This window comes from Fulvimonas yonginensis (genome assembly GCF_037137055.1).
Taxonomy (GTDB): Bacteria; Pseudomonadota; Gammaproteobacteria; order Xanthomonadales; family Rhodanobacteraceae; genus Frateuria_A; species Frateuria_A yonginensis.
On the sequence record NZ_JBBBNY010000002.1, the window covers coordinates 299639 to 311861 of the forward strand.

Sequence of the window (12223 nt, forward strand, 5' to 3'; positions counted from 1 at the left end):
GATTCCTGTCTTTTGCCGTATGCCGGCGGCGCGCCCGCCGGATGCGCCATCGAAATTTTTCATCATTAGCCGGTGTGTGCACCACCGGCGCCACTGCGAACCGAGGCGTCACCCCATGACCTACTCGTTTACCGAGAAGAAGCGCATCCGCAAGGATTTCGGCAAGCGCCCGCCCGTGCTGGGCGTGCCCAACCTGCTGACCATCCAGACCGATTCCTACCGTGAGTTCCTGCAGGAACACGTCGCGCCCAGGCAGCGCGAGGACAAGGGTCTGCACGCCGCGCTGAAGTCGGTGTTCCCGATCGTGAGCTATTCGGGCAACGCCGCCCTCGAGTACGTGGACTACCGCCTGGGCGAGCCTGCGTTCGACGAGCGCGAGTGCCGCAACCGCGGCATGACCTTCGGCGCGCCGCTGCGCGTCACCGTGCGCCTGGTGATCTACGACAAGGACAGCCCGGCCTCGAAGAAGGCGGTCAAGTACGTGAAGGAGCAGGAGGTCTACATGGGCGAGATCCCGCTCATGACCGAGACCGGCACCTTCATCATCAACGGCACCGAGCGCGTGATCGTCTCGCAGCTGCATCGCTCGCCGGGCGTGTTCTTCGACCATGACCGCGGCAAGACCCACAGCTCGGGCAAACTGCTGTTCTCCGCGCGCGTGATCCCCTACCGCGGCTCCTGGCTGGACTTCGAGTTCGACCCGAAGGATGCGCTGTTCACCCGTATCGACCGTCGCCGCAAGCTGCCGGTGACGGTGCTGCTGCGCGCGCTCGGCTACAGCAACGAGGAGATGCTCGCCATCTTCTTCGAGCACAACGTGTTCCACCTGGGCAAGAAGGGCGGCACCACGCTCGAGCTGGTCGCCGAGCGCCTGCGCGGCGAGACGCTGACCTTCGACCTGGCGGTCGGCGGCAAGGTGCTGGTCGAGGCCGGCAAGCGCATCACCGCGCGCCACGTGCGCCAGCTCGCGGCCGAGAACATCACCGCGCTGGAGGTGCCGGACGACTATCCGGTCGGCCGCATCCTGGCGATCGACATCGTCGACCCGAAGACCGGCGAGCTGCTGGCCTCGGCCAACGACGAGATCACCGCCGAGCAGCTGGAAGCCTTTCGCAAGGCCGGCATCGAACGCTTGCCGACGCTGTACGTGAACGACCTGGACCGTGGCGCGTACATCTCGCACACCCTGCGCATCGACAACACCAAGACGCAGCTCGAGGCGCTGGTGGAGATCTACCGCATGATGCGCCCGGGCGAGCCGCCGACCAAGGACGCCGCGCAGAACCTGTTCTTCAACCTGTTCTTCACCTTCGACCGCTACGACCTGTCGGCGGTCGGCCGCATGAAGTTCAACCGCCGCGTCGGCCGCCAGGAGATCGAGGGCCCCGGCGTGCTGTACGACTACAAGTACTTCGCCGAGCGCAAGGAAGAGGCCGCGCAGGAGCTGGTCGCCAAGCTGGGCGACCAGTCCGACATCCTGGCCGTGCTCAAGGTGCTGATCGACATCAAGAATGGCCACGGCACCGTGGACGACATCGACCACCTGGGCAACCGTCGCGTGCGCTCGGTCGGCGAGATGGCGGAGAACACCTTCCGCATCGGCCTGGTGCGCGTGGAGCGCGCCGTGCGCGAGCGCCTGTCGCTGGCCGAGTCCGAGGGCCTGACCCCGCAGGAGCTGATCAACGCCAAGCCGGTCGCCGCGGCGGTGAAGGAGTTCTTCGGCTCCTCGCAGCTGTCACAGTTCATGGACCAGAACAACCCGCTGTCGGAAGTGACCCACAAGCGCCGCGTCTCGGCGCTCGGCCCGGGCGGCCTGACCCGCGAGCGCGCCGGCTTCGAGGTGCGCGACGTGCATCCGACCCATTACGGCCGCGTCTGCACCATCGAGACGCCGGAAGGCCCGAACATCGGCCTGATCAACTCGCTGGCCGTGTACGCCCGCACCAACCAGTACGGCTTCCTGGAGACGCCGTACCGCAAGGTCGAGAACGGCAAGGTGACCGACAAGGTCGATTACCTGTCCGCGATCGAGGAAGGCGACCACGTCATCGCCCAGGCGAACTCGCCGCTCAACAAGGACGGCAGCTTCACCGAGGACTTCGTGTCGTGCCGCTTCCGCGGCGAATCGGAGCTGCGCCCGGCGAAGGAAGTGGACTACATGGACGTGTCGCCGATGCAGACCGTGTCGGTCGCGGCGGCGCTGGTGCCGTTCCTGGAGCACGACGACGCGAACCGCGCGCTGATGGGCGCCAACATGCAGCGCCAGGCGGTGCCGACGCTGCGTTCGCAGACACCGCTGGTCGGTACCGGCATCGAGCGCGCGGTGGCGCGCGACTCGGGCGTCATCGTCAGCGCCAAGCGCGGCGGCGTGATCGACCAGGTCGACGCGGCGCGCATCGTGGTGCGCGTGAACGAGGAAGAGGTCGGCGACAACGACGCCGGCGTCGACATCTACACGCTGACCAAGTACACCCGCTCCAACCAGAACACCAACCTCAACCAGCGCCCGCTGGTGAACGTCGGTGACGTGGTGGCCAAGGGCGACACGCTGGCGGACGGCTCGTCCACGGACCTCGGCGAGCTCGCGCTCGGCCAGAACATGCTGATCGCCTTCATGCCGTGGAACGGCTACAACTTCGAGGACTCGATCCTGCTCTCCGAGCGGGTCGTGCAGGAGGACCGCTACACCTCGATCCACATCGAGGAGCTGTCCTGCATCGCGCGCGACACCAAGCTGGGCGCGGAGGAAATCACCGCCGACATCCCGAACGTGGGTGAGCAGGCCCTTGCCCGACTCGACGAGTCCGGCATCGTGTACATCGGCGCCGAGGTGAAGGCGGGCGACATCCTGGTCGGCAAGGTCACGCCCAAGGGCGAGAGCCAGCTGACGCCGGAGGAGAAGCTGCTGCGCGCGATCTTCGGCGAGAAGGCGTCCGACGTGAAGGACAGCTCGCTGCGCGTGCCGCCGGGCATGGACGGCACCGTCATCGACGTGCAGGTGTTCACCCGCGACGGCATCGAGAAGGACAAGCGCGCCAAGCAGATCGAGGAGATGGAGATCAAGCGGATCCGCAAGGACTTCGATGATCAGTTCCGCATCCTTGAGGGCGCGATCTACAACCGCATGCGCGCGCAGCTGGTCGGCAGGACCGCGATGAGCGGTCCGGGCGGCCTCAAGCGCGGCACCGAGATCACCGACGCCTACCTGGACGGCCTGAAGAAGGACGACTGGTTCAAGATCAACGTCAAGGACGAGGAGGTCACCGAGTTCCTCGAGCGCGCGGCCGAGCAGGTCAAGCGCCACAAGGAGGAGTTCGACCGGCGCTTCAAGGAGAAGCAGGCCAAGATCACCCAGGGCGACGACCTCGCGCCGGGCGTGCTGAAGATGGTCAAGGTGTTCCTGGCCGTGAAGCGCCGCATCCAGCCGGGCGACAAGATGGCTGGCCGCCACGGCAACAAGGGCGTGGTGTCCAACGTGGTGCCGGTCGAGGACATGCCGTTCATGGCCGACGGCACGCCGGTGGACATCGTGCTGAACCCGCTGGGCGTGCCTTCGCGTATGAACATCGGCCAGATCCTCGAGGTGCACCTGGGCTGGGCCGCCAAGGGCCTGGGCAAGAAGATCCAGAAGATGCTCGAGGCGCAGGAGAAGGTGGGCAAGATCCGCGAGTTCCTGGATCAGGTCTACAACCATCACGTGGCGGGGGCGACCCAGCACGTGGATCTGAAGTCGCTGACCGACGACGAGATCCGCACGCTGGCGACCAACCTGCAGGAAGGCGTGCCGATGGCGACGCCGGTGTTCGACGGCGCCGAGGAGACCGAGATCAAGGCGATGCTGAAGCTGGCGGATCTGCCCGAATCGGGCCAGACCACGCTGTACGACGGCCGCACCGGCGAGGCGTTCGATCGCCCGGTGACCGTGGGCTACATGCATTACCTGAAGCTCAACCACCTGGTCGACGACAAGATGCACGCGCGTTCCACCGGCCCGTACTCGCTGGTCACCCAGCAGCCGCTGGGCGGCAAGGCGCAGTTCGGCGGCCAGCGCTTCGGTGAGATGGAAGTCTGGGCGCTGGAAGCCTACGGCGCGGCCTACACCCTGCAGGAAATGCTGACGGTGAAGTCCGACGACGTGCAGGGCCGCAACCAGATGTACAAGAACATCGTCGACGGCAACCACGAGATGGCAGCCGGCATGCCGGAATCCTTCAACGTGCTGGTGAAGGAAATCCGCTCGCTCGGCATCGACATCGACCTGGAAGAGGCGAAGTGATCGACGGGCCCGCGTGGCGGGCCCCGTCCCTCTCCCTGTGAATCACGGACCCTCGACCCAAAGCATTCGCTCCGATCGGAGACACCCATGAAAGACCTGCTCAACCTTTTCAACCAGCAGCGCACCACGCCCGACTTCGACGCGATCAAGATCGCGCTGGCGTCGCCGGAGCTGATCCGCTCGTGGTCGTACGGCGAGGTGAAGAAGCCCGAGACGATCAACTACCGCACCTTCAAGCCGGAGCGCGACGGCCTGTTCTGCGCGGCCATCTTCGGCCCGGTCAAGGACTACGAGTGCCTGTGCGGCAAGTACAAGCGCATGAAGCACCGCGGCGTGGTCTGCGAGAAGTGCGGCACGGAAGTGACCCTGGCCAAGGTGCGCCGCGAGCGCATGGGCCACATCGAGCTGGCCAGCCCGACCGCGCACATCTGGTTCCTCAAGTCGCTGCCTTCGCGCATCGGCCTGATGCTGGACATGACCCTGCGCGACATCGAGCGCATCCTCTATTTCGAGGCCTACGTGGTGATCGATCCGGGCCTGACTGCGCTCGAGCGCGGCCAGCTGCTCAGCGAGGACCAGTACCTGGAAGCCACCGAGGAGCACGGCGACGAGTTCGACGCCCGCATGGGCGCCGAGGCGGTCTACGAGCTGCTCAAGTCGATCGACCTGCAGGGCGAGGTGATCCGCCTCAAGGAAGAGATCGCCTCGACCAACTCCGAGACCAAGCTCAAGCGCCTGACCAAGCGCGTCAAGCTGATCGAGGCCTTCATCGAGTCGGGCAACCGGCCCGAGTGGATGGTCATGACCGTGCTGCCGGTGCTGCCGCCGGACCTGCGTCCGCTGGTGCCGCTGGACGGCGGCCGCTTCGCGACCTCCGACCTCAACGACCTCTATCGCCGCGTCATCAACCGCAACAACCGCCTCAAGCGCCTGCTCGAGCTCAATGCGCCCGACATCATCGTGCGCAACGAGAAGCGCATGCTGCAGGAGTCGGTCGACGCGCTGCTGGACAACGGCCGTCGCGGCCGTGCCATCACCGGCACCAACAAGCGCGCGCTGAAGTCGCTGGCCGACATGATCAAGGGCAAGCAGGGCCGGTTCCGCCAGAACCTGCTCGGCAAGCGCGTGGACTACTCCGGCCGCTCGGTGATCGTGGTCGGTCCGACGCTGCGTCTGCACCAGTGCGGCCTGCCCAAGAAGATGGCGCTGGAGCTGTTCAAGCCGTTCATCTTCGCCAAGCTGCAGGCCCGCGGCGAGGCCACCACCATCAAGGCGGCCAAGAAGCTGGTCGAGCGCGAAGAGCCGATGGTGTGGGACATCCTGGAAGAGGTGATCCGCGAGCACCCGGTGCTGCTCAACCGTGCGCCGACCCTGCATCGTCTGGGCATCCAGGCGTTCGAGCCGAAGCTGATCGAAGGCAAGGCGATCCAGCTGCATCCGCTGGTCTGTACCGCCTTCAACGCGGACTTCGACGGCGACCAGATGGCCGTGCACGTGCCGCTCTCGATCGAGGCGCAGCTGGAAGCGCGCGCCCTGATGATGGCGACCAACAACATCCTCTCGCCCGCCAACGGCGAGCCGATCATCGTGCCGACCCAGGACGTGGTGCTGGGCCTGTACTACATGACCCGCGAACTGGTGAACGCCAAGGGCACCGGCATGGTGTTCTCGGGCATCTCCGAGGTGCGCCGCGCCTACGACAACCGCGCGGTCGAGCTGCACGCCCGGGTCAAGGTGCGCATGAAGCAGGTGACCATCGGCGAGGATGGCGAGCGCAGCACCAGCACCTCGCTGGTGGAGACCACCGTGGGCCGCGCGCTGCTGGCCGAGATCATGCCAGAGGGCCTGCCCTTCGAGCTGGCCAACACGGAGCTGACCAAGAAGAACATCTCGCGCCTGATCAATGCCTGCTACCGCCGCCTGGGCCTGAAGGACACGGTGATCTTCGCGGACCAGCTGATGTACACCGGCTTCCGCTTCGCCACCCGTGCGGGCATCTCGATCGGCATCGATGACATGATCATCCCGGCCGAGAAGAAGGCGATCCTGGAAGAGGCCGAGAAGGAAGTGGTCGAGATCCAGGAGCAGTACCAGTCAGGCCTGGTCACCGCCGGCGAGCGCTACAACAAGGTGGTCGACATCTGGTCGCGCACCAACGAGCTGGTCGCCAAGGCGATGATCGACGGCATCGGCACCGAGAAGGTGACCGACGCCGAGGGCAAGACCGTCGCGCAGAAGTCGATGAACTCGCTGTACATCATGGCCGACTCCGGCGCGCGCGGTAGCGTGGCGCAGATCCGCCAGCTGGCCGGCATGCGCGGCCTGATGGCCCGCCCGGACGGCTCGATCATCGAGACGCCGATCAAGGCCAACTTCCGCGAAGGCCTGAACGTGCTGCAGTACTTCAACTCGACCCACGGCGCCCGCAAGGGCCTGGCGGACACCGCGTTGAAGACGGCGAACTCCGGCTACCTGACCCGCCGCCTGGTCGACGTGGCGCAGGACGTGGTGGTCACCGAGAACGACTGCGGCACCGAGAACGGCATCCTGATGCAGCCGATCGTCGAGGGCGGCGACGTGGTCGAGCCGCTGCGCGAACGCGTGCTGGGTCGCGTGGTGGTCGAGGACGTGTACGGCCCGGGCAACGACGAGGATCCGATCGTCACCCGCGACACGCTGCTGGACGAGACCCTGGTCGAGAAGCTGGACAAGGCCGGCGTGCAGTCGGTCAAGGTCCGCTCGCCGATCACCTGCGAGGCCAGCCACGGCGTGTGCGCGCTGTGCTACGGCCGCGACCTGGCCCGTGGCCACCTGGTCAACATGGGCGAGGCCGTGGGCGTGGTCGCCGCGCAGTCGATCGGCGAGCCGGGCACGCAGCTGACCATGCGTACCTTCCACATCGGTGGCGCCGCCTCCCGTGCCGCCGCGGTGGACAACGTCTCGGTCAAGACCACCGGCACGCTGAAGTTCAACAACCTCAAGACCGTGCAGCACGCGCAGGGCCACCTGGTGGCGGTGTCGCGTTCGGGCGAGGTGTCGGTGATCGACGCCAACGGCCGCGAGCGCGAGCGCTACAAGGTGCCGTACGGCGCCACCATCGCGGTCAAGGACGGCGATCCGGTCAAGGCCGGCCAGACCGTGGCTAACTGGGATCCGCACACCCACCCGATCGTCTCGGAGGTGGCCGGTACCGTGCGCTTCATCGACTTCATCGATGGCGTCACCGTGCAGAGCCAGACCGACGAGCTGACCGGCCTGGAGTCGGCGGTGGTGACCGATCCGAAGCGCCGCGGCACCGCGGCCAAGGATCTGCGCCCGATCGTGCGCCTGGAAGACGCCAAGGGCCGCGAGCTCAAGCTGCCGGGCACCGACGTGCCGGCGCAGTACATGCTGCCGGCCGGCGCGATCGTGTCGATCCAGAATGGCGTGGAAGTGGGCGTGGGCGACGTCATCGCGCGTATCCCGCAGGAAACCTCCAAGACCCGCGACATCACCGGCGGTCTGCCGCGCGTGGCCGATCTGTTCGAAGCGCGCAAGCCGAAGGAGCCGGCGATCCTGGCCGAGCGCTCCGGCGTGGTCAGCTTCGGCAAGGACACCAAGGGCAAGCAGCGCCTGATCATCAAGGACGCCGACGGCAACGAGCACGAGGAGCTGATCCCGAAGTGGCGTCAGGTCATCGTGTTCGAGGGCGAGCACGTGGAGAAGGGCGAGACCGTGGTCGACGGCGAGCCCAATCCGCACGACATCCTGCGCCTGCTGGGCGTGGAGCCGCTGGCGGCCTACCTGGTCAAGGAGATCCAGGACGTCTACCGCCTGCAGGGCGTGAAGATCAACGACAAGCACATCGAAGCGATCATTCGCCAGATGCTGCGCAAGGTCGAGATCACCGACCCGGGCGACAGCCACTACCTGCGCGGCGAACAGGTCGAGCGCGTGCGGATCAACGAGGAGAACGAGCGGGCCATCAAGCGTGGCGAGCGTCCGGCCGAGTACCAGTCGGTGCTGCTGGGCATCACCAAGGCCTCGCTGGCGACCGAGTCGTTCATCTCGGCGGCCTCCTTCCAGGAGACCACCCGCGTGCTGACCGAGGCGGCCGTCCGTGGCACCCGCGATACCTTGCGGGGGCTCAAGGAAAATGTTATTGTCGGCCGTCTGATTCCGGCGGGTACGGGTCTGGCGTACCACGCGCAGCGTCGTCGCCAGGGCGGGTTGACCGCTTCGGAGCTGGAAACCCTTTCCGGTTCCTCCTCCGCGACGACGTTCGCGGAAGCCACTGCCGGTAGCGATGAAGGTGCCGAGTAAGCCCTTGGGCTGCGCTCGCTGACATACGAAATGAGGTGCAGGGACGCGCCTCGTGTTCGGGTCATGGACGACAGGGCGTCGCCTTGCCTGGTGCAGGGCGCCCATGTTAAATTCCCGCTTCTTGGCAGACCGAGTTTCGGTCTGCCTTTATGTTTCTCAGGAAAAGCTTCGCATGACGACAGTCAACCAGTTGGTGCGCAAGAACCGCAGCCCGAAGACCTACAAGAGCGCTTCGCCGGCCCTGCAGAGCAGCCCGCAGCGTCGTGGCGTCTGCACGCGCGTGTACACGACCACCCCGAAGAAGCCGAACTCGGCGTTGCGCAAGGTCGCCAAGGTGCGCCTGACCAACGGTTACGAGGTCATCAGCTACATCGGCGGCGAGGGCCACAACCTGCAGGAGCACTCGGTCGTGCTGATCCGCGGTGGCCGTGTGAAGGACCTGCCGGGCGTGCGCTACCACACCGTGCGCGGCAGCCTCGACTGCGCCGGCGTGACCAAGCGCCGCCAGGCCCGCTCCAAGTACGGCGCCAAGCGCCCGAAGAAGTAACCCATTTGATCTCCGCGGCCAGGACGGCTGCGTCTTCAGGCGGACAGGAAGGTCCGCGAAAAATCACGGACTCCAAACATGTCGCGTAAAGGTTCCCATCCCGCCCGCCTGGTGCTGCCCGATCCCAAGCACGGCAGCCAGCTGATCGCCCGCTTCATCAACATGGTGATGAAGAGCGGCAAGAAGTCGGTCGCCGAGAGCATCGTCTATGGCGCCCTGACCCATCTGGGCGAAAAGCACGCCGAGCCGGTGGCTCTGGTGGAGAAGGCGCTGGGCAACGTCGCCCCGGCCGTCGAGGTGAAGTCCCGCCGCGTCGGTGGCGCTACCTACCAGGTGCCGGTCGAAGTGCGCCCGGGCCGCCGCATGGCGCTGGCGATGCGCTGGGTGATCGATGCGGCGCGCAAGCGCGGCGAGACCTCGATGCCACGCAAGCTCGCGGCCGAGCTGCTGGAGGCTTCGGAGAACCGCGGCGGCGCGATCAAGAAGCGCGAGGAAACCCACCGCATGGCGGAAGCCAACAAGGCATTCTCGCACTACCGCTGGTAACGGTCCGGCGCCCTGCCGCGGACCGCGGCGGGACGTCTCCGCTGCGGCGGATGCCGGCATCCGGCCGCCCCGTGGCGGCGAGGACGATCCGCCACTCGTGGCGGACTCTTATTAAATGAAGCGCGGCCCGGACGGCCGCAGCAATCAGGGCAGGGTCGCCCGGTAAAGGTATATATCCATGGCACGCACCACTCCCATCGAGCGCTACCGCAACTTCGGCATCATGGCCCACATCGATGCCGGCAAGACCACCACCACGGAGCGCATCCTGTTCTACACCGGTGTCAGTCACAAGATTGGCGAGGTGCACGACGGTGCGGCCACCATGGACTGGATGGAGCAGGAGCAGGAGCGCGGCATCACCATCACTTCCGCGGCCACCACGGCGTTCTGGAAGGGCATGGACCGCTCGCTGCCCGAGCACCGCTTCAACATCATCGACACTCCCGGGCACGTCGACTTCACCATCGAAGTCGAGCGTTCGTTGCGCGTGCTCGACGGCGCCGTGTTCGTGCTGTGCGCCGTGGGTGGCGTCCAGCCGCAGTCCGAGACCGTCTGGCGCCAGGCCAACAAGTACAAGGTGCCGCGCCTCGCGTTCGTCAACAAGATGGACCGCACCGGCGCGAACTTCTACAAGGTCGTCGACCAGCTGAAGGCGCGCCTGGGTGCCAACCCGGTGCCGATGCAGGTGCCGATCGGCGCCGAGGACAACTTCGAGGGCGTGATCGACCTGCTCAAGATGAAGGCGATCATCTGGGACATGGAGTCCCAGGGCATGAAGTTCGAGTACCAGGACATCCCGGCCAACCTCGCGGACAAGGCCGCCGAGGCGCGCAGTTTCATGGTCGAGTCGGCCGCCGAGGCGACCGAGGAGCTGATGAACAAGTACCTCGAAGAGGGCGACCTCTCCGAGGCCGAGATCGTCGGCGGCCTGCGCCAGCGCACGCTGTCCAGCGAAATCATCCCGGTCTACTGCGGCACCGCCTTCAAGAACAAGGGCGTGCAGGCGATGCTGGACGCGGTGGTCAACCTGCTGCCGTCGCCGGCCGATCGTCCGCCGGTGACCGGCGTGGACGAGAACGAGAACGAGGCGACCCGCAAGGCGGACGACAATGCGCCGTTCTCCGCGCTCGCGTTCAAGATCATGACCGACCCGTTCGTGGGCTCGCTGACCTTCTTCCGTGTCTACTCGGGCACGCTGAACGCCGGCGACCAGGTCTACAACCCGGTCAAGTCGAAGAAGGAGCGCATCGGCCGCATCCTGCAGATGCACGCGAACGAGCGCCAGGAGATCAAGGAAGTCCGCGCCGGCGACATCGCCGCGGCGGTCGGCCTGAAGGACGTCACCACCGGCGACACGCTGTGCGCGATGGACCACGTGATCACCCTGGAGCGCATGACGTTCCCCGAGCCGGTGATCTCGATGGCGGTCGAGCCCAAGACCAAGTCCGACCAGGAGAAGATGGGCATCGCCCTCGGCCGCCTGGCCGCGGAGGATCCGTCCTTCCGTGTGCGCACCGACGAGGAATCGGGCCAGACCATCATCTCCGGCATGGGCGAGCTGCACCTGGACATCATCGTCGACCGCATGCGTCGCGAGTTCAACGTCGAGGCGAACGTCGGCAAGCCGCAGGTGGCGTACCGCGAGACCATCCGCAAGAGCGACGTCAAGTCCGACTACAAGCACGCCAAGCAGTCGGGCGGCAAGGGCCAGTACGGCCACGTGGTGATCGAGCTGTCGCCGATGACCGACGAGGACAAGAAGAATCCGGACGTCAAGGACGATTTCCTGTTCATCAACGAGATCACCGGTGGCGTGATCCCGAAGGAATTCATTCCTTCGGTGGAGAAGGGCCTGCGCGAGACCATCACCAGTGGTCCGCTGGCCGGCTTCCCGGTGGTGGGCGTGAAGGTCAAGCTGGTCTTCGGTTCGTACCACGACGTCGACTCGTCCGAGATGGCGTTCAAGCTGGCCGCCTCGATGGCCTTCAAGGAAGGCTTCCGCAAAGCCGATCCGGTCCTGCTCGAGCCGATCATGAAGGTCGAGGTGGTGACGCCGGAGGAGTACGTCGGCGACGTGATGGGCGACCTGAGCCGCCGTCGCGGCCTGCTGCAGGGCCAGGACGACACGCCCTCGGGCAAGACCATCAACGCGATGGTGCCGCTGGGCGAGATGTTCGGCTACGCCACCGCGATCCGCTCGCTGACCCAGGGTCGTGCGACGTTCACGATGGAGTTCGATCACTACGCCGAGGCGCCGAGCAACATCGCCGAGCAGGTGATCAAGAAGGCTTGACGGGAGCGATCGTCCTGATCGCGAGAGCAAGATCAAAAAGCGGCCATTCGTGGCCGCACTCTTGAAAGAGAGCAGTGCGGCCCGAGCGGTCGCGTAAGTGAAACGACGCGGCCTGGTGCCGCACTGACGAACGGTTCTATCTAGAGGTCTCAAGTCATGGCAAAGGGTAAATTCGAACGCACCAAGCCGCACGTGAACGTGGGCACGATCGGTCACGTGGACCACGGCAAGACGACGCTGACGGCGGCGCTGACCA

General features: G+C 66.0%; 6 protein-coding genes. All 6 read left to right on the forward strand.

The features are described from left to right. The first annotated feature begins 115 nt into the window (after window positions 1-115). Window positions 116-4276, forward strand: coding sequence for a DNA-directed RNA polymerase subunit beta (rpoB, locus tag WAT24_RS04565; RefSeq protein WP_336806645.1), 4161 nt, complete (start codon window positions 116-118; stop codon window positions 4274-4276). Between the two features lie 87 nt (window positions 4277-4363). Next, window positions 4364-8578: a DNA-directed RNA polymerase subunit beta' gene (rpoC, locus tag WAT24_RS04570; protein ID WP_336806646.1), complete on the forward strand. Its 4215-nt coding sequence runs from the start codon at window positions 4364-4366 to the stop codon at window positions 8576-8578. 172 nt (window positions 8579-8750) lie between these two features. Further along, on the forward strand, window positions 8751-9125 hold the full coding sequence (gene rpsL / locus WAT24_RS04575) for a 30S ribosomal protein S12 (RefSeq protein ID WP_209620135.1): 375 nt from the start codon (window positions 8751-8753) through the stop codon (window positions 9123-9125). Window positions 9126-9203: 78 nt separating this feature from the next. Beyond that, window positions 9204-9671, forward strand: a complete 468-nt coding sequence (gene rpsG, locus WAT24_RS04580; RefSeq protein WP_336806647.1) for a 30S ribosomal protein S7 — start codon at window positions 9204-9206, stop codon at window positions 9669-9671. 178 nt (window positions 9672-9849) lie between these two features. Next, window positions 9850-11967 (forward strand): elongation factor G, encoded by a 2118-nt coding sequence (fusA, locus tag WAT24_RS04585; protein ID WP_336806648.1) that lies wholly within the window; start codon window positions 9850-9852, stop codon window positions 11965-11967. 156 nt (window positions 11968-12123) lie between these two features. Then, on the forward strand, window positions 12124-12223 hold a 100-nt coding region (locus WAT24_RS04590; RefSeq protein ID WP_031270842.1), incomplete at its 3' end, for a GTP-binding protein.

Coding starts and splice junctions, on each gene's coding strand:
- rpoB (WP_336806645.1), top strand. CDS start 116: ATGACCTACTCGTTTACCGAGAAGAAGCGCATCCGCAAGGATTTCGGC.
- rpoC (WP_336806646.1), top strand. CDS start 4,364: ATGAAAGACCTGCTCAACCTTTTCAACCAGCAGCGCACCACGCCCGAC.
- rpsL (WP_209620135.1), top strand. CDS start 8,751: ATGACGACAGTCAACCAGTTGGTGCGCAAGAACCGCAGCCCGAAGACC.
- rpsG (WP_336806647.1), top strand. CDS start 9,204: ATGTCGCGTAAAGGTTCCCATCCCGCCCGCCTGGTGCTGCCCGATCCC.
- fusA (WP_336806648.1), top strand. CDS start 9,850: ATGGCACGCACCACTCCCATCGAGCGCTACCGCAACTTCGGCATCATG.